The organism is Pseudolysinimonas sp., from assembly GCF_051954455.1.
In the GTDB taxonomy this organism is placed as follows: domain Bacteria; phylum Actinomycetota; class Actinomycetes; order Actinomycetales; family Microbacteriaceae; genus Pseudolysinimonas.
Map to the genome: position 1 here is coordinate 54,364 of NZ_JBQCHS010000025.1, position 21,546 is coordinate 75,909.

A 21,546-nucleotide genomic window follows, 5' to 3' on the forward strand; every position below is an offset into this window, starting at 1 on the left:
CCGTCCAGGACCTCGCTACCGTGGGACCCGGAGGTGGAGTCGATGTCCTTCTCGCTCGTGCAGCACTCCTGGCCGGCGCTCGCGATCGCGGTCGCTGCGGCGCTCGTGCTGGCGCTCGTCGTCGCCGGCGTCGTCACCCTCGTCGTGCGCGCCGTCGGTCGTCGGCGGCGCTGGCAGGGCGACCCGATGCGCCACGTGCGCTGGCCGTTCCGCATGGCGCTCGTGGTCGCCCTCGTGGCCGCGGCCCTCGAGCTGACCTGGCCGGGCGACGCCGCGAGCGCGCGGCTCCGCGACCACGCGGTCCTCATCGTCGCGATCGTGGTCGGCGCGTGGCTGCTCGGCGCGATCCTCGGCTTCGTGATCGGGCTGGCGATGGGGCGCTACCGGATCGACGTGCCCGACAACCGCATCGCGCGCCGGGTGCGCACGCAGCTCGCGGTCGTCCGGCGGCTCATCTACGTGATCCTCTTCGTCATCGCGATCGGTGCCGTGCTGCTCACCTTCCCCGGCGTGCAGGCGGTCGGCACGAGCGTCCTCGCCTCGGCGGGCGTCATCTCGGTCGTCGCCGGCCTCGCGGCCCAGTCCACGCTGTCGAACCTGTTCGCCGGGATGCAGCTGGCGTTCTCGGGCGCCATCCGGGTCGACGACGTCGTGGTCGTCGAGCAGCAGTGGGGGCGGATCGAGGAGATCACGCTCTCGTACGTCGTCGTCCACATCTGGGACGACCGCCGCCTCGTCCTGCCGTGCACCTACTTCACCCAAAACCCGTTCGAGAACTGGACGCGCACCTCGAGCGAACTCCTCGGTGCCGTCGAGTTCGACCTCGACTGGCGCGTGCCGACCGGACGGATGCGCGAGGAGCTCGACCGGATCCTCGACAACGCGTCGCTGTGGGACGGCCGCACCAAGGTGCTCCAGGTCACCGACGCGATCGGCGGCTACGTGCACGTCCGTGTGCTCGTCACCGCGCGCGACGCCGCCGCGCTGTTCGACCTGCGCGCGCTCGTGCGGGAGCGGCTCATCGAGTGGCTGCAGCGCGAGGCGCCCGAGGCGCTGCCGACCCACCGCGTGGAGATCGACGCGGAGACGCGCCCCGCGGCCCGCCGGCCGGCAGAGGACGAGGAGGAGCCCGAGGGCGTCTTCAGCGGGAGCGATGCGGCCGAGCACCGGGCGCACACCTTCACCAACACGCTGCCGGTCGTCCGGCCGGACGCCGCGCAGCGGGGCGGGGAGTAGCGACCGGCCGGTCGGGTTTGCCCTGACCCTCCCTGGCGGTGCGACTAATCGCACGGTCACCCGGACGTTTCTTGGCCGGTGCGACAAATCGCACCGGTGGGGTGCGTGGGGACGCGGCGGCGCGGGTCAGGCGGCGGCGAGGGTGCGCTCGATGACCGAGCGGAAGAAGGTCAGTCCGTCGACGCCGGAGCGCATCGCGTCGCGGGTGTCGGGGCCGAAGCCGGGCTCCGTCGCGTGCTCCGGGTGCGGCATGAGACCGACCACGTTGCCGCGCTCGTTCGTGAGACCGGCGATGTCGTGGAGGGAGCCGTTGGGGTTCACGTCGAGGTAGCGGAACGCGACGAGGCCCTCGCCCTCGAGCCGGGCGAGCGTGTCCGCGTCGGCGATGAAGCCGCCCTCGCCGTTCTTCAGCGGGACCGTGATCTCGTCGCCCGCCGCGAAGCCGTTCGTCCAGGCGGTCGTCGCGTTCTCGACGCGCAGCCGCTGGTCGCGGCACACGAACGCGCCCGCCTCATTGCGGATCAGTCCGCCGGGCAGGAGGTGCGCCTCCACCAGGATCTGGAATCCGTTGCAGATGCCGAGGACGGGCAGCCCGGCGTTCGCCGCATCCACGATCTCGTGCATGATCGGCGCCTGCGCCGCGATCGCCCCACAGCGCAGGTAGTCGCCGTAGCTGAAGCCGCCCGGGAGCACGACCGCGTCGACGCCCTGGAGGTCGTGGTCGCCGTGCCAGAGCGGTACCGGCGTGCCGCCCGCGAGCCGCACCGCACGCTGCGCGTCACGGTCGTCGAGCGAGCCGGGGAAGGTGACGACACCGATCCGGGTGCTCATGCGGTGGCGGCCTCCGCGACAGCAGCGTCGGCCACATACAGGCGCACGACGTCCTCGATGACGGCGTTGGAGAGGAGCTCGTCGGCCAGCTTCTGCGCTTTGGCGAGCACCGCGTCGGTGACCTCGTCGACCGTCAGCTCGAACCGCTTGCCGATGCGCACCGCGGTGAACTCCCCGTCGCCGCGCTTCGCGAGCGTGCCCGCGACGGCCTTGCCGGCGGGGTCGAGAAGCTCGGGCTTGGGCATGACCTCGACCACGATCACCGGCATGCCGTCAGTCTACGGCGATCACCATCGACGCCCGCTCGCGACCGGGGGCGATGAGCTCGGCGTTCCGCTGGTCGGGGCCGAGCGCCCAGGCCCGCGCCTCCTCCTCCGACTTGCCGAACTCCACGTGCCGCCGGATGAGGCGCTCGACGCGGGCCTCCTCGGGCGCCTCGAGGAACAGCACGCTGTCGAGGAGCGGCGCCACCTCCTCCCACCCGTCGCGGTCGTGAAGCAGGTAGTTGCCCTTGACGACGACGGTGCGGATCTCGGGGCCGACCTTGAGCGCGCGCGGTCGCGCCTCCTCCAGGTGGCGGTCGAAGACGGGGAGGACCGCGGGGAGCCGTGCGTCGCGGAGCACCCGCAGCGCCGAGAGGAACCCCGCGAGGTCGAAGGTGTCCGGCGCGCCCATCCGGTCGCGGCGTCCGAGCCGGACGAGTTCCGCCTGGGGGAGGTGGAATCCGTCCATGCCGACGACGACCGTCGGCACCCGATCGCGCAGGAGCTGCTGCGCGAACTGCTGGGCGAAGGTCGACTTGCCCACCCCGGGGGCGCCGGCGATCCCGATGAGCGTGCGCGATGGCTCCATGGCGCAGATGAATCTAGTGCCCCGCCGCTCGTAGGGTCGAGGCATGCGCATCGTCGTCATCGGAGCGACCGGCCATGTCGGCGGCTACCTGATCCCGCAGCTCGTGGAGCGGGGGCACGACGTCGTCGCCGTGAGCCGCGGGGAGGCGACGCCGTACCGCGACGATCCGGGGTGGGAACGGGTGGAGCGCGTGGTCGCCGACCGAACGGCCGAGGATGCCGCCGGCACCTTCGGAACCCGCATCGCCGCTCTCGGCGCCGACGTGGTCGTCGACATGATCTGCTTCACCGAGGACTCCGCGCGGCAGCTCGTCGACGCACTCCGCGGCCGGGCGCGGCAGCTCGTGCACATCGGCACGATCTGGACCCACGGCACGCTCACCGAGGTCCCGGCCACCGAGGACGCGCCGAAGCGGCCGTGGGGCGACTACGGCGTGCGGAAGGCGGCGATCGAGCGGATGCTGCTCGCTCAGTCGCGGGCCGAGGGCGGGCTGCCGGTCGCGATCGTGCATCCCGGACACATCTCCGGTCCGGGATGGCGCGTCATCGGCCCGCAGGGCACGCTCGACCCCGACGTGTGGCGTCGGCTCGCCACCGGCGGCGAGGTGCTGCTTCCCGGATTCGGGCTCGAGACCCTGCACCACGTGCACGCCGAGGACGTCGCGCAGCTCATCCGGCTCTGCATCGAGCAGCCGGAGGCCGCGGACTCGGAGGCCTTCCACGCCGTGTCGCCCCAGGCGCTCACCGCGCACGGCTTCGCGGAGGAGGCGGCGGGGTGGTTCGGTCGGGAGGCGGAGCTGCGATTCACGACGTGGGACGACTTCGCGGAGTCCCTGCCCGAGGAGCACCGAGAGGCGGCTCTCGCGCACCTCTCGCGCAGCCACGTGATGAGCATCGAGAAGGGGCGCCGGCTGCTCGGCTACGCGCCGGACCACAGCTCGCTCGCGACGGTCGCCGAGGCCGTCGAGCGGTTGCGGAGCGACGGAGAGCTGGGCGAGGGGATCCCGCCGCTGCGGTTCGCCGGCCGGTCGCGCAGGAGCTAGTCGCGCAGGGCGTGCGCGATCGTCTCGGCCATCGCGTCGTACCCGGCGGCGTCGGGGTGGAACCCGTCGCGCGCGACCTGCGCGCCGTCGAACCCGCGGACGAGGAGCGCGCCGCGGCGGGAGGCGACCCGCGCCGCGCGGCGAGCGAGCTCGCGCGCGACCGCGCCCAGGGCGAAGCGCAGCGGCTCCGGCAGCACCGGGTAGCGGTCGAAACGCGGCGGGCCCACCACCACGACCCGCTCGGCGTGCGCCCCGACCACGAGGGCGTCGAGGGCCTCCTCGAACGCGCGCGGCGACCGCAGCTGCATCGCGTCGTTCCAGCCGACGAGGAGCACGAGCACCTCGGCCGGCTCCCTCGCGTCGGCGACGAAGTCGCGCACCACCTCCGGCGCCGTCCAGCCGCTCCGGCCCGCGACGCTCCACCGCGCCCCGAGGCGCGCCGCCAGACGCGCGGGCAGCGCCGCGTCGAGGGAGTCGACTCCCATCCCGACGGCCGTCGAGTCGCCGATGACGCGCACGAGCCGATCGCCGGCGCCGCCCGTTCGCTCGCCGGGCGGGTCGTCGAGCTCCGGGGTGCGCCGCCGGAGTGCGACTGACTGCGGCAGCACGATCGGCGCGAGGAGGTAGACCGGGAGGCGGCTCACGCCGACAGCGCCTTGCCGAAGCAGAGCGAGGTCGCCGATTCGGCGTAGTGGCCGAACCGCTCGATCGGCTCGTAGCCCTCGCGCGTGTAGAACCGGATCGCGTCCGGCTGCAGCGTGCCGGTCTCCAGCACCAGCCGGGTCCAGCCGCGCTCGCGCGCCGCCGCCTCCAGCGCCGCCAGCACGGCCCGCGAGACGCCGGCGCCGCGGGCGGGCGGCGCGACGTACATGCGCTTGATCTCCCCGTGCTCGGCGTCGATCGACCGAAGCGCGCCGCAGCCGACGGCCTCGCCGTCGAGCCGGGCCACCAGGAACAGCGCGATGTCGTCGGCGCTCGGCTTGGGACCCGGCTCGGTGTCGGCGCCGTAGCGGGTGTCGAGCTCGACGCGCTGGGCGTCGCGCAGGGCCGACCCGTCGGGGTCGCCCCACGGCACCGCGGCGACCTCGATCGCCATCGCGGTCAGTCCTCGTCGTCCTCGAGGCGCTCGAGCAGCTCGCGGTAGCGGGCGGCCGTGCGCTCGACGATCTCGGCGGGGAGCTCCGGCGGCTCACCGGAGCGGTCCCAGTTGGCGGCGAGCCAGTCGCGCACGATCTGCTTGTCGAAACTGTCGAGCCGGTGGATGCCGCCCGCGGCATACGTCTCGGCGTCCCAGTACCGTGACGAGTCGCTCGTGAGCACCTCGTCGGCCAGCGTCAGCTCTCCGCTCACCGGATCGCGGCCGAATTCGAACTTGGTGTCGGCGAGGATGAGCCCGTGCCGCGCGGCGATGGCGCTCGCCGCGTCGAACGCCTCGAGCGAGGTGTCGCGGATGCTCGCCGCGGCCTCCGCGCCGACCAGATCGACCATGCGCTCGAACGTGATGTTCTCGTCGTGCTCGCCCATCGGGGCCTTGAAGGCGGGGGTGAAGATGGGCTCCGGCAGCCGGTCGCCCTCGCCGAGTCCCGCCGGGAGTGCGATGCCGCAGACGCTCTGCGTCGCGCGGTACTCGGCCCAACCCGACCCGACGAGATAGCCGCGCACCACGGCCTCCACCGGGTACATCTCGAGCTCGTGCACGAGCATGGCGCGCTCCGCGATGCCCGGAGGCAGGTGCTCGCCGAGCGACGGATGCGCGGCGGCGAGGTGGTTGCGCATCCCGAGGCGCGAGAACCACCACAGGCTCAGCTGGGTGAGCATGGCGCCCTTACCCGGGATCCCCGGTTCGAGCACGTGGTCGAAGGCGCTGACCCGGTCGGAGGCGACCACGAGGATGCGGCCGGGCACGGCCTCCGACGTGTACAGGTCGCGGACCTTGCCGGAGTAGCGGTGCGTCCAGCCCAGGGCGGTGAGACGGGAGTCGGTCATCGGGCGGCCCCCTCGGCTGCGGCGCGGGCGATGTCGGTGCGGTACTGGGCGCCCTCGAGGCGGATCGCGCGGATCCCGGCGTAGGCGGCGTCGCGGGCGGCGGTCAGGTCGGCTCCGGTGCCGACGACCCCGAGCACGCGGCCCCCGGTCGCGACGAGGCCGCCGTCGAGCTCGGCCGTCGCGGCGTGGGCGATGGTCACGCCGGGGATCGCGGCGGCGGCGTCGAGACCGGTGATCGGGCGCCCGGTCTCCGCGGCCTCCGGGTAGCCCTCGCTCGCGAGGACGACGACGACCGCAGCCTCGTCGGAGAAGGTCGGGTACGGCAGGCGACCGAGTCCGCCGGTCGCGGCGGCGAGAAGCAGCTGCGAGAGCGCGGTGCGCAGGCGCGGGAGCACGACCTGGGTCTCCGGGTCGCCGAAGCGCACGTTGAACTCGATGACCTTCACGCCGCTCGGCGTCAGCACGAGTCCGCAGTAGAGGAGTCCGATGAACGGCGCCCCCGCGGCCTCGAGCGCGCGCACGGTCGGCAGCGCGATCGTATCGAGCACCTCGTCGGTGAAGGACGCCTCCGACCCCCATCGATCGGCGACCCAGGGGAGCGGCGAGTAGGCGCCCATCCCGCCGGTGTTCGGGCCCTCGTCGCCGTCGCGGAGCCGCTTGAAGTCCTGGGCCGGGCTGAGCGGCACGACGTCGTGGCCGTCGGCGAGGAAGAAGAGGGAGACCTCGGGGCCGGACAGGTACTCCTCGACGAGCACCGGGCCCTGCTGCAGGTAGTGGTCGGCGTGGGCGAGCGCGGCCTCGCGGTCCCCGGTGACGAGCACACCCTTGCCGGCGGCGAGCCCGTCGGCCTTGACGACGTGGGGGGCGCCGAGCTCGTCGAGCGCGGCGGCGACCTCGTCACGGGTGGAGGCCGTGATCGCGCGGCCGGTGGGGACGCCCGCGTCGTCCATGATCCGCTTCGCGAAGGCCTTCGAGCCCTCGAGCGCGGCGGCCGCCTTGCCCGGCCCGAAGACCGGGATCCCGCGGGCCCGGACCGCGTCGGCGACGCCCGCGACGAGCGGCGCCTCCGGTCCGACCACGACGAGCTCGACGCCGTTGTCGGCCGCATAGCCGGCGACGAGCCTGCCGTTGCTCGCGTCGAGCCGCACGGTCTCGACCTGACGGGCGATGCCGGCGTTGCCGGGGGCCGCGACGATCTCGTGGCCGGCGTCCTCCGCCTGCAGAGCGGTGACGATCGCGTGCTCCCGGGCGCCGGAGCCGAGGACGAGGATCTTCACCGTTTCAGGCTACCGGCGGCCGCGCGCCGCCCCGACCACGGGCTCCGCGGTCGGCGTGATCGACCCACCTTCTGCATCGCCGCTTTGCACAGAAGCCCTGTGCGCCACGGCGCCGACAGGGCTTCTTCGCAATGGGGAGGAGCGGGAGAGGGGTGGGAGGATCGGGGGGTGGCGGTGCGCAGGCGGATCGAGGTCGAGACGGGGCGGGCCGCGGTGCGCGCGACGCAGGCCGACCCCGAGGACGCGACCGCGCTCGCGACCGCGACCCGCTTCCTCCTCGAGGAGCTCGCCAGCGCGCACGAGGGCCACACGGTGGAGGTGCGCGTGCCGCCCTACGGCGCCGCGCAGGCAATCCCCGGCCCGCGCCACACCCGCGGCACGCCCCCCAACGTGATCGAGACCGACCCGGTCACCTGGGTCGCCCTCGCCACCGGCGCGCTCGCGTGGGTCGACGCGACGGCGGCCGACCGGATCGCGGCCTCCGGCTCGCGCGCGGACCTCTCGGAGGTGCTTCCCCTAGCCTGGGAGGCGTGAACGAGCCGACCACCGAGACCACGCAGGCGCACCTGCGCCGCGCGCCCCGGCTCCCGGTGTTCCTCGTCCTCGGGGCGGTGCTCGGCGTCATCGCGGCGCTCGTGCTGACGGCCGTCGGCCAGCTGGATCCGAAGGTCGGCTTCGGTGCGACGTTCGGCTACCTGTGCCTCTGGTGCATCCCGCTCGGCATCCTCGTCGGCGCCCTCGTCGCGATCGTCATCGACCAGGTGTCGCGGCGCCGCGCCCGCCTCGTGTCCGTGGAGCGGGCGATGGTGGAGGGCGACGAGTCCGATCCCGCGGACGACGACCGGGGCTAGTGTCGCCGGCCCCCCGTAGCCTGCCCGCGTGACCCGGATCGTCTTCGACACCGCGACGTCGCTCGACGGCTGGATCGCCGACGAGCAGAACTCGCTCGCGTGGCTCTTCGCCGTCCCGGGCGGCGACGAGCCGGCGGAGGGGCTGCTGCCGAGCGGCGCCACGGTGCTCGTCGAGGGGTCGACGACGTACGAGTGGGTGCTGGCCGAGTCCGACATCATGGCGCATCCGGAGCGGTGGGCGGGGTTCCACGGCGATCGGCCGACCTTCGTGTTCACGAGCCGCGAGCTGCCGACGCCCGCGGGCGCCGACATCCGGTTCCGCTCCGGTCCCGTGGCGGCGGTGCTGCCGGAGCTGCGCGCGGCGGCAGGCGACGGCGACATCTGGGTGGTGGGCGGCGGCGACCTCGCCGGGCAGTTCCTCGACGCGGGGGCGCTCGACAAGATCGCTCTCTCGATCGCCCCGGTCGCGCTGACCGGCGGCGCGCCGCTCCTCCCGCGCCGCCTCGACTCCGACCGGTTGGAGCTCGTCTCGGCCGAGGCGATCGGCCAGTTCGCGCGCGTGGTGTTCCGGGTGCGACCCGGCACCGGCTCCGCGGGCGGCTAGCTGAGCTGGTTGCGCTCGACCCACTCGAGGTACTCGGGGGTCACGGTGCCCGTGACGTAGTCGCCCGTGAAGCAGCTCATCTCGAGCGCGCCGATACCCGACCCCTCGAGGATCGCGGACTCCATGTCGGCGACCTCCTGGTACACGAGGTGGTCGGCCCCGAGCTCGCGCGCGATGTCGGGGATGCTGCGCCCGGCCGCGACGAGCTCGTGGCGGGTGGGCATGTTGATGCCGTACACGTGCGGGAAGCGCACGGGCGGCGCCGCCGAGGTGAAGGTGACCGAGTTCGCGCCGGCGAGGCGCGCCATGTCGACGATCTCGCGCGAGGTGGTGCCGCGCACGATCGAGTCGTCGACGATGAGCACGTTCTTGCCCTGGAACTCGGAGCTCATCGCGTTGAGCTTCTGCTTGACGCTCCGCTTGCGCTCCTCCTGCCCGGGCATGATGAACGTCCGCCCGACGTAGCGGTTCTTGTAGAAGCCCTCGCGGTATTCGATGCCGAGCTTCCGCGCGACCTGCATCGCGGCCGGGCGCGAGGAGTCCGGGATCGGCATCACGACGTCGATCTCGCCGCCCGGCACCTCCCGCGCGATCGTGTCGGCGAGCCGGTCGCCGAGCCGCAGACGCGCGTCGTACACCGAGATCCCGTTCATGACGGAGTCGGGGCGGGCGAGGTAGACGTACTCGAAGGAGCACGGGATGAGACGCGGATTCGCGGCGCACTGGCGCGCGTGCAGCTCCCCGCTCGGGGTCACGAACACGGCCTCGCCGGGGGCGATGTCGCGGACCACCTCGTAGCCGCCGTGCTCCAGCACCAGCGACTCGCTCGCGACCACCCACTCCGCGCCGACCAGCCCGGTCTCGCGCCTGCCGAGGATGAGCGGCCGGATGCCGAACGGGTCGCGGAACGCGAGGAGCCCGTGCCCCGCGATGAGCGCGATGGCCGCGTACGATCCCTCGACGCGCTCGTGCAGCGTGCTGATCGCGTCGAACACCTGGTCGGGGTCGAGGTCGAGCCCGCGCGCCTGCGCCTGCAGCTCGTTCGCGAGCACGTTGACGAGCAGCTCCGTGTCGGAGCTCGTGTTGAGGTGGCGCCGGTCGATGCGGAAGAGCTCGTCGGTGAGCTCGCGCGTGTTCGTGAGGTTGCCGTTGTGCACGAGCACGATGCCGTAGGGCGCGTTGACGTAGAAGGGCTGCGCCTCCTGCTCCTTCGCGGCGTCGCCGCGGGTCGCGTACCGGACGTGCCCGAGGCCCATCGTGCCGAGGAGGCTCCGCATGTCGCGCGTGCGGTACGCCTCGCGCACCTGGCCCTTGGCCTTGTGCATGTGGATGACGTTGCCGTCCGCCGTCGCGATGCCGGTGGAGTCCTGGCCGCGGTGCTGGAGCAGGCCCAGCGCGTCGTAGATCTGCTGGTTGACCGGATTCGCGGAGACGATGCCGACGATGCCGCACATTTGCGGGAGGACTCCGTGTTTCAGAGGGGAACGGGGTGCACCCGAGCGGGTACGCCACAGTCTCCCACAGCCGCGCCGTCGGCCGCCGGGGCGGTCGGAGACGCGGTCAGCCGCCGAAGGCGCGGGTGCGGAGGTCGGGCGCGACGCCGGCCGGGAGGGTGCGGCCGCGGCGGAGCGCGTTCGCGGCGTCGACCGCGGCCCCGTAGGCGACCCAGGCCAGCCCGGCGCCGGTCGAGACGCGGCGCACCCCGAGCACGATGAGCTCCGCGACGCTCGGGCCGTCCGGCAGGGCGAGCACGTTGACCGGCGCGCCCGTCTCGGCGACGAGGCGGTGGATCTCGACGACGTCGGTGAGGCCCGGCGCGGAGACGACGTCGGCGCCCGCCGCGCGATAGGCGGTGAGGCGCTCGATCACCTCGTCGATGTCGCCGGTGCCGTAGAGCAGGCTCTCGGCGCGTGCCGTGAGGACGAGCCCGCCGGCCTCCTTCGCGGCCTCCGCCGCGGCCGCGACCCGCTCGACGGCGGCGTCGAGCTCGCGGACCGCGCCGGCCTCGGCGTCCCAGTCCTCGATCGACAGGCCGGCGGCTCCCGCGTCGGCCAGCTGCCGCACGGTCTTCGCGACCCCCTTGGGCGAGGAGGCGTAGCCGTCCTCCGCGTCGACGGACAGCGGCACGTCGACGACCGCCGTCAGGGCCGACACGTGCGCGACGAGCTCGTCGCGGGTGACGTGCTGATCAGCACGGCCGAGGGTGGCGGCGAGACCGGCGCTGGTGGTCGCGAGGGCGACCGCCCCGTCGGCGGCGAGGAGCGCGGCGGAGGCGACGTCCCAGGCGTTGGGGAGAACGAAGGTCCCCTCCTCGTGCAGCTCGCGGAAGCGGGCGATGCGCTCGTCGTTCGTGGTGCTCATGACCTCGACGGTAGCCGGGCGCTTTCGCGCGGCGGTAGTCCGCTCAGGCCGTTCCGACCTTCGCGAACGCGCGCACCGGGAACGTCCCGAACCCCTCGACCCGCGGCGGCACCGCCGTGAACGTCGCACCCGCGGCGGGCACGGCGTCCAGCGCGGTGAGGTGCTCGACGACATGGATGCCGGCCGCCAGCAGCGCCGAGTGCGCCGGCCGCGCCCCCGCCGCCTCCGCGCTCGTGTCGTCGATGTTGAGCGAGTCGATCCCGACCAGCGCGACGCCGCGGCGCACCAGCTCCTCCGCGGCCTCGCCGGTGAGGAAGGGCGCGTCGACCGTGTAGGCCGGCGTGCCGAAGTGGCGGCTCCAGCCGGTGTCGAGGAGCACCGCGGTGCCGGCTGCGGCCGCCTCCGGCAGCTCGTCGGCGCCGATCCCACGTGCCGCGTCGCGCGCGCGGTGCAGGACGACGGCGGGCAGGTCGACGAGCGTCTCGAGCGCGAGGCCCGCGAGGTCGTGGCCCTCGGCGTAGCGGTGGAAGGGCGAGTCGAGGTACGTGCCCGTGTTGCCGATCATCGTGATGACGTCCATGGCGAACTCGGTGCCGGGGGCGTAGACGGCGCGTGACGCCTCGCGGGTGAGGTGCGGCGCGATCGTCGGTGCCGGGAGCCCCGGGTACGTCACGAGGCCGGCGCGGATCGGGTGCGAGAGGTCGACGAGCACGCCGTCAGCCTAGGGACGCGGTCCGCGATCCGGGATCGCGCCGAGGGGCGTCAGCGGAAGGCCGGAGAAGGCCTCGCGTGCTGCGACCGCCCGCAGCAGGGCGCGGCGGCGGCGCGCGGCCCGGAGCTCCGCCCGGAGGATCCGGACGGCCTCCTCGGCGTCGTCGGTCGAGTCGATCAGGTGGTTCGTCGTCATGCCACGGGGTCGGAACGATGGGGCCGCATCGGACGTCCCCCCGTCGTGTCCGATCCGGGCTGTCGGCTCCGACCGGGGTGTGACAGCGTTCGAGGAGGGAGGCAGAGGATGCCGGGCAGCGATCTGATCGACGCGACCGTGCGGGCGGCGATCCCCGTGGTCGTCGCGGCCCTGGTGCGCCGGTACGGCTCCCTTGCCGACTGCGAGGACGCGGTGCAGGAGGCGCTGGTGGAGGCCGCGGTCGCGTGGCCGGAGCACGGCCGGCCGGATGACCCCCGCGCGTGGCTGCTCACCGTCGCCCGGCGCCGGTACGTCGACGCCGTGCGGACCGACGCGGCCCGTCGCCGCCGGGAGGATGCCGACGCGGCGACGGCCGTGCGCGATGCGCGGCCGGCCGCCCTCGACGACTCCCTCGCCCTCCTGACCCTCTGCTGCCATCCCGGGCCCGAGCCGACCTCGCAGGTCGCCCTCGCCCTGCGTGCCGTCGGCGGCCTCACGACGGCGCAGATCGCGGCCGCCTTCTTCGTGAGCGAGGACGCGATGACCCGGCGGATCACCCGCGCGAAGCGGACGATCGACGAGGCCGGCCGCGACTTCGGGGTCTTCGACGGCGCGGTGCTCGACGAGCGGATCGACGCCGTGCGCACCGTCGTGTACGTCATGTTCACGGAGGGGCACGCGCCTTCGGGCGGGGAGCTGCCGGTGCACACCGAGCTCGTCGCGGAGGCGATCCGCCTGGCCCGCCTCCTGCACGACGCGCGCCCGGACGACGGGGCGACCACCGCGCTCCTCGCCCTGCTGCTGCTCACCGCCGCCCGGACCCCGGCCCGCACCGATGCGGAGGGGCTGCCGATCCCGCTCGCCGACCAGGACCGGACGCGCTGGCGCCCGGAGCTGCTGGCCGAGGGCCGCGCGCTCGCGGCGGCCGCGCTCGCCGACGGCGCGGCGTCGCCGCTCCACGTGCAGGCCGCGCTCGCCGCGGTGCACGCCGCCGCCCGGACCGCGGACGACACCGACTGGCGCCAGATCGTCGGCCTCTACGAGGTGCTCGTGCGCCTGCAGCCGGGACCGGCCGCGTCGCTCGGGAGGGCCGCCGCGATCGGCATGGCCCGCGGCCCGCTCGCCGGCCTGGCCGAGCTGGCCGAGCTCGAACCCGACCCACGGCTCGCGCGCGGCCACCGGCTTCCCGCCGTGCGCGCCGGTCTCCTCGAACGCGCCGGGGCGCTCGCCGAGGCCCGCGCCGCCTACCTCCGCGCCGCGTCCCGCGCGGCGAACACCGCCGAGCGCCGCTGGCTCCGGGCGCAGGCCGACCGCATCACCCGCATCACCGACGAAGGAGACACCCCGTGAACCAGTACCTCTTCCTGCACATGTCCGCCCCCGACGGTGAGGCCTTCCGCCCCGAGGACGACGACCTCGCCGACTGGCTGGAGACGGTCATCCCGACCGGCATCAGCGTGATCGGCGAGCGGCTCACCGAGCCGGAGGACGCGCGGCGCGTCGTGAAGCGTCGCGGCGAGGTGGGCGTCACGAGCGGGCCCTTCGCCGAGTTCACGGAGTGGTTCGCGGGCTTCGACCTGATCAACGCGGCGGACATCGACGCGGCCGTCGAGATCGCGTCGCGGCATCCCACGGCCCGCTTCGGGCAGATCATCGTCGCGCCCCTCATGAACCCGGTGGAGTCGAACGAGCTGCTCGAGGAGACGGTGCGGGCGCGCTCCGCGGCGGGTCTCGGCCCGGGGGAGTTCCGCGACTCCGAGCGGGTCGAGTAGCGCCGCCGGCGGGGTCAGTGGGCGATCGCGGGCTCCTGCGTCGCGATCGCGGCCGTGGGCATGCGTCCGAGGGCGTGACGGTGCCGGCGGTACAGCGTGCCCGAGAGCACGCCGCCCAGGACGAAGACCCCGGCACACACCCAGAACGCGACCGTGTAGCCGTGGACGGCGGCCGCTGCGGCGACGGCCGGCGTCGCGGGCAGGTGCGAGCCCACGTAGTCGGTGGCTGCGGTCGCGACGAGGGTGTTGAGGAGGGCCGTGCCGATCGATCCGCCGACCTGCTGGCTCGTATTGGTCATCGCCGAGCCGACGCCCGCGAAGCGGGGGTCGAGCCGGAGGGTCGCGCTCTGGAACGACGACGGCATGATCGTGCCCATCGCCGTGCCCAGGATGAGAAGCGACGGCAGGACGCCGCCGGCGTAGGTGCTGTGCGCGTCGAGCCGGGTGAGCAGCAGCATCCCGAGCGCCCCGAGCCCCATCCCGATCGGCACCAGCACCTTCGCGCCGAAGCGCGGGACGAGGAGGTTGTTGCCGACCTGCGCCGCGAGCACGAGCATCCCGATCATCGGCAGGAACGCGAGACCGGTCGACATCGGGCTGAAGCCGAGGTTCACCTCGAGGTAGTAAGTGATGAAGAGGAAGATGCCGAACATCGCGACCCCGGCCAGCAGGATCGAGAAGTACGCGGCGGCGCGCGTGCGGTCGAGCACGATCGCGAGCGGCAGCAGCGGGTGCGCCGCCCGGCGCTGCCAGAGCACGAACGCGATGAGGAGCACGCCGGCGGCGACGAGCATGCCCCAGGTGAGCGGGCTGCTCCAGCTGTCGGTCTCCGCGTTCGAGAAGCCGTAGACGAGCGCGAACAGGCCGCCGGAGACGAGGACCGTGCCGGGGATGTCGAGGCGCGGCCGCGGTCCGCTGCGGGCGATCGTCGGCACCAGCACGATCGCGCCGACGACCGCGACGAGCGCGATGGCCACGTTGATGTAGAGGTTCCAGCGCCATCCGACGTACTCGGTCAGGTAGCCGCCGAGCAGGAGGCCGATGGCGCCGCCGGCGCCGGCCAGCGCACCGAACACGCCGAACGCGCGCGAGCGCTCCCTGGGGACGGTGAAGGTCGTCGCGAGGACGGCGAGCGCCGTCGGTGCGAGGAGCGCGCCGAAGGCTCCCTGCAGCGCGCGGGCCGCGACCAGCAGGCCGAGGTCGGGCGCGGCGCCACCGAGCGCGGAGGCGAGGGCGAAGCCCACGAGGCCGATGAGGAAGGCGCGCTTGCGGCCGATGAGGTCGGAGATGCGGCCTCCGAGGAGGAGCAGGCTGCCGAAGGCGAGTGAGTAGGCGGTGATGATCCACTGACGGCTGCCGTCGCTGAAGCCGAGGTCGTGCTGGGCGGCGGGCAGGGCGATGTTCACGACGGTCGAGTCGAGCACGACCATGAGCTGGGCGAGCGCGACGACCGCGAGCGTCCACCAGCGCCGGGGCGACACCGGCGCGATCGAAGAGGAATCGGACATGGCGGCGAGCATATACGGAACTGAGGCGTATCGGAAATGAACAGTTCCTTAATGCGCCTCCCGATGTACGATGGGGCCCGGAGAGGGAGGCGATGACCGAGGCCGAGGCCCTGCGACCGGGGCGCAAGCGCGACGCATCCCGCGATCCCGCCATCCTCGACGCCGCCATCGAGGTCCTCGCCGAGACCGGCTACGAGGGCATGACGATCGACCTCGTCGCCGCGCGCGCCAAGGCCGGCAAGGCCACCGTGTACCGCCGCTGGGCGTCGAAGAACGAGCTCGTCCTCGAGGCGGTCGCCTGTCTCAAGACGGCCGGCCTCGATCCCGACTCGCTGCCCGACACCGGCACCCTGCGAGGCGACCTCGTCGCCATGATCAAGCCGCACTCGATCCAGGACGCGCAGCGCAAGATGCAGGTCATGGGCGGCCTCGTCTCGATGCTGACCCGGCATCCCGAACTCGTCGAGACCGCGCAGGAGGTCATCGTCGAGCCGCGGGTGCGCGTCACCCGGTTCCTCCTGCGCCGCGCGATCGACCGCGGCGAGATCCGCGCCGACGTGGACGTCGACACCCTTGCGCTCGTGTCGTCGTCGATGGCGGCGCACCGCACCCTCATCCAGCGCAAGCCCGTCGACCGGGCCTTCCTCATCTCGATCATCGACGGTGTGCTCCTGCCGGCGGTCGGCATCGTGCCCGAGACCGCGGAGCCCGCAGCCGCCCGTTAGGCCAGCTGCTCCACCACCGGCCGCAGGGCGTCGGCGAAGAGGATCGGCTCGTCGCGGAGCACGTCGTCCACCGCGACGGCGTTCTCGCCGATCCACCAGAGGCCGGACTCGACGAGCGGGAGCACCTCGATGCGCAGGCGGAACGGTCGCGCCCGGCGGCCGAGCTCCCTTTCGCGCTCGCGCACGGTGTGGGTCACCGTGAGGTCCCGGTGAGCGGCCGCGCGCTCGCCGTACGCGGCGTGCGCGACCGCGGCCCACGTCCGGGCACTGTCGAGGTGCCGGCCGATCGCGCGGCCGGCGTCCTCGTCGAGGTCCGTCAGCAGCGCAAACTGCGGGCGGTCGTCCTCGACGATCGGGATCCACCACCGCATCCACGCCCACGACGTCCGCATGTCGGCGGGCTCCGCCTCCGGCAGGCCGGTGCCGCGCAGACGCGGCATGCCGCCCACGTCGACCACGCCGAGCGCGTCGCGGAGGTAGAGGGCCGTGAGCACGGAGACCGAGGAGTCCTCGCGCGCGAGCCAGGATTCGCTCCCGCGGCCGGTGTGCACCCGCCGACCGTACCGCCGCCGGTAGCCTGATGCCGTGACCGACAGCGCCGCACTCGACGCCTATGGCGAAGCCGGGGTCGACACGGCGGCGGGCGACCGCGCGGTCGAGCTCATGAAGGCGGCCGTGGCCGCGACCCACGGGCCGGAGGTGCTCGGCGGGGTGGGCGGATTCGCGGGGCTCTTCGACGCCGGCGCGCTGGCGTCGTTCCGGCATCCGCTCCTCGCGACCAGCACCGACGGGGTGGGCACGAAGGTCGCGATCGCGCAGGCCCTCGACAAGCACGACACGATCGGCCAGGACCTCGTCGGCATGGTCGTCGACGACATCGTCGTGGTGGGCGCGCGCCCCCTCTTCATGACCGACTACATCGCCTGCGGCAAGGTCGTGCCGGAGCGGATCGCGGCGATCGTCGGCGGCATCGCCCGCGCGTGCGCCGAGACCGGCACCGCGCTCGTCGGCGGCGAGACGGCGGAGCACCCCGGGCTCCTCGGCCCCGACGACTACGACGTCGCGGGCGCCGCGGTGGGCGCCGTCGAGGCGGACGCCGTGCTCGGGCCCGAGCGGGTGCGGCACGGTGACGTCGTCGTCGCGATCGCGTCGAGCGGGGTCCACTCCAACGGCTTCTCCCTGGTCCGCAAGATCCTGGCCGACCGCGGTATCGGGTACGCCGATCGCAGCGAGGAGCTCGGCGGCGCCGTGGGCGAAGCGCTTCTCGAGCCGACGCGGCTGTACACGACCCCGCTGCTCCGGGTCGTCGAGGAGCTCGGCGACGCCGTCCACGCGCTCTCGCACGTCACCGGCGGCGGCATCGCGGCCAACCTCGCGCGCGTGCTGCCCGCCGGAAGCTGGGTCGAGCTCGACCGATCGACGTGGAGCCCGCAGCCCGTCTTCCGGGTGCTCGCCGACTGGGGCGGCCTGGCCCTCGAGGACACCGAGGGCACCTGGAACCTGGGCGTCGGGATGCTGGCGATCGTCGCGCAGGACGCGGCGAGCTCCGTCACCCACAGTCTCACGGCGGCGGGCCTGCCGGCCTGGGTCGCGGGCCGGGTCGAGACGACCGCGCGCGACCTCGAGGGATTCCTCGCCGGCGCCAAGGGCGTCGACGGGGGAGCGGTGCGGCTGGTCGGTTCGTACCGCTAGACCGCCGCTTCGTCGGCCCTCGGCGCGGCCGGGCTCACCCGAGCGCGGCGGCCGCCGCGCGGAGCGCGTGCAGCGCTGCGATGATGCGGGGTCCGATGTCGTCGCGCCGGTCGCCCGCCGACCACTCGGCGAAGCCGCGTTTGAAGGCGAGCACGCCGAGCTCGGCCGCGAGCGCCGCGGTCGACTCGTCGACGCCCCGCTCGCGGAGGGAGTCGGTCAGTGCCGCGGCGAGGCCCGCCGACTTCAGCGCCTCCCGCTCCTCGAGCTCGACGTTCGCGGCGATGATCGCGGAGAGGCGGGGGGCGATCTCGCGGCTCATCTCGCCGAACGCCGTGGAGGCGCGCAGGAGCCCGGCGGTGACCGCCTCCAGCGGCGTGGCCTCCGGAGGGGCGGCCGCGACGCCCTCGGCGAGCAGGCGCGACATGGTCTCCTGCCCGGCGACCAGGAGCTCGCGCTTGTCGGGGAAGTGCCGGAAGAAGGTGCTCCGGGTCACGCCGGCGCGCTCTGCGATCTGCACGACGGTGGTCGCGTCGTAGCCCTGCTCGGCGAACAGGTCGACGGCCGCCAGCACGAGGCGCTCCCGTGCGCCCGGCTGCCAGCGTCCCATGCCCTCATGGTACGCGATGGGACCATGGTCCCATCAGCGTGCTACGGTGACGGGACTCAAGTCCCATCAATCAGGAGGAACCCGACATGCGCGTCTTCATCACCGGCGGAACCGGCCTCATCGGCACGGCCGTCACCGCCGAACTGCTCCGGGCCGGCCACGAGGTGCGATCCCTCGTCCGATCCGACGCCTCCGCCGCCGCCGCGCGCGACGCGGGCGCCGAGCCCCTCCGCGGGTCGCTCACCGACCTCGACGTCGTGCGGTCCGCCGCCGGGGACGCCGACGGCGTCATCCACCTCGCTTTCGGCAACGACTTCTCCACGCCCCAGGCGCTCGTCGCCAACATCGCCGAGGAGACCGCCGCGCTCGACGCGCTCGCCGACGTGCTGACCGGCACGGGCAAGGCGCTCGTGATCGTGTCGGGCACGCCGACCACCGCAGGCCGTCCGTCGACGGAGGACGACCCGCTGCCCGTGGACGGCCCGGTCGGCGGTCGCGGCCGGACGGTCACCCGCCTGCTCGCGCGCGCATCCGAAGGTCTCCGCAGCACCGCGGTGCGGCTGCCGCGCACCGTGCACGCGGACGGCCGGGGCGGATTCGCGGGGCTGCTGACCCGGATCGCCCGCGACACCGGCGTCTCCGGCTACCCGGGCGACGGGTCGCAGCGCTGGCCCGCCGTGCACGCGCTCGACGCCGCCGTCCTGTTCCGGCTCGCACTGGAGCGGGCGGAGGCGGGAAGCGCCTGGCACGCGGTCGACGACGAGGGGGACGCGGTGCGCGACATCGCCGCCGTCATCGGACGGCGCCTCGGACTGCCGGTCGCCTCGGTCGCGACAGAGGACTTCGGCCCGCTCGGGCCGATCTTCGCGACCGACCAGCCGGCGACGAGCGCACGCACGCGCGAGGTGCTGGGCTGGACGCCGACCCACCCGCGGCTGCTCGCGGACCTCGAACTCATCGAGCGCTGAGGAACTCGCGACCCGGGGTCTCGATGCACCGCGATGCGGCGCCCCGAGCAGTTCGGGGAGGACGTCAGGCGGACTTCGTCTCGTCCTCGTCGGCGGTCTCGTCGACGTCGTCGTACGCCGAGTACTCCGGCCACTTGTCGAGGTCCTCCTCGAGCCGAGGGTTTCCGCCGAGCTCACGCTCGAGTGCACCGTAGTTCGTGTCCGGGCTGAAGTACTTCAGGTCCCGAGCGACCTTCGTGTGCTTTGCCTTCTGACGGCCGCGCCCCATGCGTGACCCCCTCGTTTTCCGTGGGCAGGATGATATGAAAAGACTGGCCGCGAGTCTAACATGCACGGGCTTTCGAGCATCCGTCGCGGCTGTGCGCCGGCCGGGAGCCGCCGCCTCGCACGGCTACGCTTGGCCGGGTGACCGAGGGGCAGACGGACACCGCGGTGGTGATCATCGGCGCGGGCCAGGCCGGCCTCTCCGTGGCGTTCTACCTGCGCCGGCTGGGGCTCGATCCGGGCAACGACTTCGTGCTCCTCGACCGCGGCCCCGGGCCGGGCGGCGCCTGGCAGCTGCGCTGGGAGGCCCTCAAGCTCGGCTATGCCCACCGCGTCAACGACCTGCCGGGCATGGACGAGCTCGGCCTCAGCTTCGACAGCGCCGACCGGCAGGTGCCGGCCAAGGACGTCGTGGCCGACTACTACGCGCAGTACGAGCGGCACTTCGGGTTCCAGGTCGTCCGACCGGCGGACGTCACGCGCGTCGACCCGACGCTCGACGGGTTCACCGTCCGCTTCGACGGCGAGCACGGCACGCGCGAGGTGACGACCGCGGTGCTCGTCAACGCGACCGGCACCTGGGGCGCACCGTTCGTCCCGTGGTATCCGGGCATGAACGACTTCCGCGGGCGCCACCTCCACACCACCGACTACCGCTCCGCCGAGGACCTTCGCGACCAGGACGTGGTCGTCGTGGGCGGCGGCACGAGCGCGATCGGATTCCTGTTGGAGCTGGAGGGCGTCGCGCGCTCCCTCACCTGGTGCACGCGCCGGCCCGTCAACTACCTCGAGGGCGCCCAGGACCTGAACCCCGAGGCGGGCGCCCGCGCGGTCGCGCTCCAAGACGAGGCCGCCCGCGAGGGACGGGCACTGCCGAGCATCGTGTCGACCACGGGTGTCCCGCGCTCGCGCCGGATCCAGGCCGCCATCGACCGCGGGCTGCTCTCGCGGCGCGAGATGTTCTCGTCGATCGAGGAGGACGGGGTGCGCTTCCCCGACGGCACCTTCCAGCACGCCGACGCGATCATCTGGGCGACCGGCTTCCGCCCCGAGCTGCGCCACCTCGCGCCGCTCAAGCTGCGCGAGCAGGCGGGCGGCGTCACCGTCGGCCAGAGCGCCGCGACCCGCAACGCGCGCGTGTTCTTCGCGGGCTACGGGCCGACGGCGTCGACGATCGGCGCGAACCGTGCCGGGCGCACGATCGCGCGCCAGGTCGTCGCGACGCTCTCGTCCCTCAACCGCTGACGGGCCGCTCCGCTCGCAGGTGCCGCTCGAAGAAGCGCGCCGCATCCTCCGCGGCGGAGGCCGGCACCCCGGTGTGGCCGCCGAGATTCGCCTGCAGCGTCTTCTCGGCCGACCCGAGCGCGTCGAAGAGCGCGAGCGATCGCTCCCGATCGTTGCCCTCGTCGTCCCACTGCAGCAGGACGTGCATGGGGACGGTGACCCGTCGCGCCTCGGCGAGCGTCGCGCGCGGCACGAAGCTGCCGGCGAAGAGGCCGCCCGCCGCGATGCGCGGATCCTCCAGCGCGACGCGCACGCCGAGGGCGGCGATCCCGCCGGACCAGGCCGCCGGCCCGTCGAGCCCGGGAAGCGCGCGCACCTCGTCGAGGAGGGCGCGCCACTCCGGCGCGGCCCGGTCCACGAGCGGCAGGACGAGCCGGTCGATGACGTCGTCGCCGACCGGCTCCCCGTGGGCGAAGGCGGCGCGCATGTCGGCACGGGCCCGCTCGATCTCGTCGATCGGCGGGCGGGAGCCGGCCCCCGGCAGCTCGAGCGTGGCGCTCGCGAAGCCGCTGCGGGCGGCCCGGCGGGCGCGGTCGACCAGGCGCGGGCGCATCCGATCGAGCTGACCGGGGTGCCCGAGCAGGATGACCGGCGTCGTCCCGTCGGAGCGCGGCGGCGTCCAGAGGATCCCGTCGGCGTCGCCGAGCGCGAAGCGGTGTTCGACGAGGCCGTCGTCGAGGCGGTGTTCGGTGGAGAGGTCCATGGTGCTGCCCTTCGGGAGTGCGGGGGAGCGCTCCCGGCGGCGGCTAGACCGCGCGGATCGTGACGTGGAGGGGGAG

27 protein-coding genes are annotated in these 21,546 nt (G+C 73.8%); 11 read left to right on the plus strand and 16 right to left on the minus strand.

Translation table 11 applies throughout. The annotated features are described in order from the left end of the window. Nucleotides 1–42 precede the first annotated feature (42 nt). The gene (locus ACTHM3_RS11830) at nucleotides 43–1,236 is read left to right on the plus strand and encodes a mechanosensitive ion channel family protein (protein ID WP_440406304.1); all 1,194 of its coding nucleotides are present in this window, start codon (nucleotides 43–45) and stop codon (nucleotides 1,234–1,236) included. A gap of 126 nt (nucleotides 1,237–1,362) precedes the next feature. Here the strand turns inward: ACTHM3_RS11830 and purQ are convergent, their stop codons facing one another. Genes purQ through ACTHM3_RS11845 form a run of 3 tightly spaced genes read right to left on the minus strand, consistent with a single transcriptional unit; the run spans nucleotide 1,363 to nucleotide 2,919 of the window. Next, nucleotides 1,363–2,067: a phosphoribosylformylglycinamidine synthase subunit PurQ gene (gene purQ / locus ACTHM3_RS11835; RefSeq protein ID WP_440406305.1), complete on the minus strand. Its 705-nt coding sequence runs from the start codon at nucleotides 2,065–2,067 to the stop codon at nucleotides 1,363–1,365. After that, entirely contained in the window at nucleotides 2,064–2,336 is a 273-nt protein-coding gene (locus ACTHM3_RS11840; protein WP_440406306.1) for a phosphoribosylformylglycinamidine synthase subunit PurS, read from the minus strand. The genes purQ and ACTHM3_RS11840 overlap by 4 nt, the downstream gene beginning before the upstream one ends. A 4-nt stretch (nucleotides 2,337–2,340) precedes the next feature. Then, entirely contained in the window at nucleotides 2,341–2,919 is a 579-nt protein-coding gene (locus ACTHM3_RS11845) for a nucleoside/nucleotide kinase family protein (protein WP_440406307.1), read from the minus strand. A 43-nt stretch (nucleotides 2,920–2,962) separates the two neighbouring features. On the opposite strand from ACTHM3_RS11845, the gene ACTHM3_RS11850 reads away from it, so the two are divergent. Beyond that, complete coding sequence (locus ACTHM3_RS11850) at nucleotides 2,963–3,961, plus strand: NAD-dependent epimerase/dehydratase family protein (RefSeq protein ID WP_440406308.1); 999 nt, start codon at nucleotides 2,963–2,965, stop codon at nucleotides 3,959–3,961. On the opposite strand, the gene ACTHM3_RS11855 is transcribed toward ACTHM3_RS11850, so the two are convergent. Genes ACTHM3_RS11855 through purD form a run of 4 tightly spaced genes read right to left on the minus strand, consistent with a single transcriptional unit; the run spans nucleotide 3,958 to nucleotide 7,224 of the window. Further along, nucleotides 3,958–4,605: a GDSL-type esterase/lipase family protein gene (locus tag ACTHM3_RS11855; protein ID WP_440406309.1), complete on the minus strand. Its 648-nt coding sequence runs from the start codon at nucleotides 4,603–4,605 to the stop codon at nucleotides 3,958–3,960. The two genes, ACTHM3_RS11850 and ACTHM3_RS11855, sit on opposite strands and share 4 nt — an antisense overlap. Further along, nucleotides 4,602–5,057: a GNAT family N-acetyltransferase gene (locus ACTHM3_RS11860; protein ID WP_440406310.1), complete on the minus strand. Its 456-nt coding sequence runs from the start codon at nucleotides 5,055–5,057 to the stop codon at nucleotides 4,602–4,604. Before ACTHM3_RS11860 ends, ACTHM3_RS11855 begins: the two co-directional genes overlap by 4 nt. Before the next feature lie 5 nt (nucleotides 5,058–5,062). Next, nucleotides 5,063–5,947 carry a phosphoribosylaminoimidazolesuccinocarboxamide synthase gene (locus ACTHM3_RS11865; RefSeq protein WP_440406311.1) on the minus strand — a complete coding sequence of 295 codons (885 nt, stop codon included), beginning with the start codon at nucleotides 5,945–5,947 and terminating at the stop codon, nucleotides 5,063–5,065. After that, nucleotides 5,944–7,224: a phosphoribosylamine--glycine ligase gene (gene purD / locus ACTHM3_RS11870; protein ID WP_440406312.1), complete on the minus strand. Its 1,281-nt coding sequence runs from the start codon at nucleotides 7,222–7,224 to the stop codon at nucleotides 5,944–5,946. The genes ACTHM3_RS11865 and purD overlap by 4 nt, the downstream gene beginning before the upstream one ends. A 168-nt stretch (nucleotides 7,225–7,392) precedes the next feature. Here purD and ACTHM3_RS11875 point away from each other — a divergent pair, with 168 nt between their 5' ends. Genes ACTHM3_RS11875 through ACTHM3_RS11885 form a run of 3 tightly spaced genes read left to right on the plus strand, consistent with a single transcriptional unit; the run spans nucleotide 7,393 to nucleotide 8,679 of the window. Beyond that, nucleotides 7,393–7,758 (plus strand): sterol carrier family protein, encoded by a 366-nt coding sequence (locus ACTHM3_RS11875; protein WP_440406313.1) that lies wholly within the window; start codon nucleotides 7,393–7,395, stop codon nucleotides 7,756–7,758. After that, on the plus strand, nucleotides 7,755–8,075 hold the full coding sequence (locus tag ACTHM3_RS11880; RefSeq protein WP_440406314.1) for a potassium transporter Trk: 321 nt from the start codon (nucleotides 7,755–7,757) through the stop codon (nucleotides 8,073–8,075). The genes ACTHM3_RS11875 and ACTHM3_RS11880 overlap by 4 nt, the downstream gene beginning before the upstream one ends. A 28-nt stretch (nucleotides 8,076–8,103) precedes the next feature. After that, nucleotides 8,104–8,679 (plus strand): dihydrofolate reductase family protein, encoded by a 576-nt coding sequence (locus ACTHM3_RS11885; RefSeq protein WP_440406315.1) that lies wholly within the window; start codon nucleotides 8,104–8,106, stop codon nucleotides 8,677–8,679. Here ACTHM3_RS11885 and purF read toward each other — a convergent pair. From purF to ACTHM3_RS11905, 4 genes are all read right to left on the minus strand, one after another. Beyond that, complete coding sequence (purF, locus tag ACTHM3_RS11890) at nucleotides 8,676–10,133, minus strand: amidophosphoribosyltransferase (protein WP_440406316.1); 1,458 nt, start codon at nucleotides 10,131–10,133, stop codon at nucleotides 8,676–8,678. The two genes, ACTHM3_RS11885 and purF, sit on opposite strands and share 4 nt — an antisense overlap. A 106-nt stretch (nucleotides 10,134–10,239) precedes the next feature. Next, the gene (locus tag ACTHM3_RS11895; protein WP_440406317.1) at nucleotides 10,240–11,040 is read right to left on the minus strand and encodes an isocitrate lyase/PEP mutase family protein; all 801 of its coding nucleotides are present in this window, start codon (nucleotides 11,038–11,040) and stop codon (nucleotides 10,240–10,242) included. A gap of 43 nt (nucleotides 11,041–11,083) precedes the next feature. Continuing rightward, nucleotides 11,084–11,752, minus strand: a complete 669-nt coding sequence (locus ACTHM3_RS11900) for a cyclase family protein (protein WP_440406318.1) — start codon at nucleotides 11,750–11,752, stop codon at nucleotides 11,084–11,086. A gap of 9 nt (nucleotides 11,753–11,761) precedes the next feature. Further along, complete coding sequence (locus ACTHM3_RS11905; RefSeq protein ID WP_440406319.1) at nucleotides 11,762–11,947, minus strand: hypothetical protein; 186 nt, start codon at nucleotides 11,945–11,947, stop codon at nucleotides 11,762–11,764. 108 nt (nucleotides 11,948–12,055) lie between these two features. On the opposite strand from ACTHM3_RS11905, the gene ACTHM3_RS11910 reads away from it, so the two are divergent. Both ACTHM3_RS11910 and ACTHM3_RS11915 read left to right on the plus strand, forming a co-directional pair. Next, nucleotides 12,056–13,297, plus strand: coding sequence for an RNA polymerase sigma factor (locus tag ACTHM3_RS11910; RefSeq protein ID WP_440406320.1), 1,242 nt, complete (start codon nucleotides 12,056–12,058; stop codon nucleotides 13,295–13,297). Continuing rightward, the gene (locus tag ACTHM3_RS11915; protein WP_440406321.1) at nucleotides 13,294–13,719 is read left to right on the plus strand and encodes a YciI family protein; all 426 of its coding nucleotides are present in this window, start codon (nucleotides 13,294–13,296) and stop codon (nucleotides 13,717–13,719) included. Before ACTHM3_RS11910 ends, ACTHM3_RS11915 begins: the two co-directional genes overlap by 4 nt. 14 nt (nucleotides 13,720–13,733) lie before the next feature. Here the strand turns inward: ACTHM3_RS11915 and ACTHM3_RS11920 are convergent, their stop codons facing one another. Next, complete coding sequence (locus ACTHM3_RS11920) at nucleotides 13,734–15,227, minus strand: MFS transporter (RefSeq protein ID WP_440406322.1); 1,494 nt, start codon at nucleotides 15,225–15,227, stop codon at nucleotides 13,734–13,736. 92 nt (nucleotides 15,228–15,319) lie between these two features. Between ACTHM3_RS11920 and ACTHM3_RS11925 the strand changes: the two genes are divergently transcribed. Further along, a complete protein-coding gene (locus ACTHM3_RS11925) occupies nucleotides 15,320–15,952 on the plus strand; it encodes a TetR/AcrR family transcriptional regulator (RefSeq protein ID WP_440406323.1) in 633 nt (210 codons plus the stop codon). Here ACTHM3_RS11925 and ACTHM3_RS11930 read toward each other — a convergent pair. Next, entirely contained in the window at nucleotides 15,949–16,503 is a 555-nt protein-coding gene (locus ACTHM3_RS11930) for a hypothetical protein (protein ID WP_440406324.1), read from the minus strand. The two genes, ACTHM3_RS11925 and ACTHM3_RS11930, sit on opposite strands and share 4 nt — an antisense overlap. Before the next feature lie 34 nt (nucleotides 16,504–16,537). Between ACTHM3_RS11930 and purM the strand changes: the two genes are divergently transcribed. Then, the gene (purM, locus tag ACTHM3_RS11935; RefSeq protein ID WP_440406325.1) at nucleotides 16,538–17,644 is read left to right on the plus strand and encodes a phosphoribosylformylglycinamidine cyclo-ligase; all 1,107 of its coding nucleotides are present in this window, start codon (nucleotides 16,538–16,540) and stop codon (nucleotides 17,642–17,644) included. A 34-nt stretch (nucleotides 17,645–17,678) separates the two neighbouring features. Here purM and ACTHM3_RS11940 read toward each other — a convergent pair whose 3' ends face one another. Further along, nucleotides 17,679–18,251, minus strand: coding sequence for a TetR/AcrR family transcriptional regulator (locus tag ACTHM3_RS11940; RefSeq protein ID WP_440406326.1), 573 nt, complete (start codon nucleotides 18,249–18,251; stop codon nucleotides 17,679–17,681). A gap of 86 nt (nucleotides 18,252–18,337) precedes the next feature. Here ACTHM3_RS11940 and ACTHM3_RS11945 point away from each other — a divergent pair, with 86 nt between their 5' ends. Continuing rightward, on the plus strand, nucleotides 18,338–19,219 hold the full coding sequence (locus tag ACTHM3_RS11945; RefSeq protein ID WP_440406327.1) for an NAD-dependent epimerase/dehydratase family protein: 882 nt from the start codon (nucleotides 18,338–18,340) through the stop codon (nucleotides 19,217–19,219). A gap of 64 nt (nucleotides 19,220–19,283) precedes the next feature. Here ACTHM3_RS11945 and ACTHM3_RS11950 read toward each other — a convergent pair whose 3' ends face one another. Then, the gene (locus tag ACTHM3_RS11950; RefSeq protein WP_440406328.1) at nucleotides 19,284–19,487 is read right to left on the minus strand and encodes a DUF3073 domain-containing protein; all 204 of its coding nucleotides are present in this window, start codon (nucleotides 19,485–19,487) and stop codon (nucleotides 19,284–19,286) included. A 137-nt stretch (nucleotides 19,488–19,624) separates the two neighbouring features. Between ACTHM3_RS11950 and ACTHM3_RS11955 the strand changes: the two genes are divergently transcribed. After that, the gene (locus tag ACTHM3_RS11955; protein WP_440406329.1) at nucleotides 19,625–20,728 is read left to right on the plus strand and encodes an NAD(P)-binding domain-containing protein; all 1,104 of its coding nucleotides are present in this window, start codon (nucleotides 19,625–19,627) and stop codon (nucleotides 20,726–20,728) included. Here the strand turns inward: ACTHM3_RS11955 and ACTHM3_RS11960 are convergent. Further along, nucleotides 20,718–21,470, minus strand: coding sequence for an alpha/beta hydrolase (locus tag ACTHM3_RS11960; RefSeq protein ID WP_440406330.1), 753 nt, complete (start codon nucleotides 21,468–21,470; stop codon nucleotides 20,718–20,720). The two genes, ACTHM3_RS11955 and ACTHM3_RS11960, sit on opposite strands and share 11 nt — an antisense overlap. Between the last annotated feature and the right edge of the window lie 76 nt (nucleotides 21,471–21,546).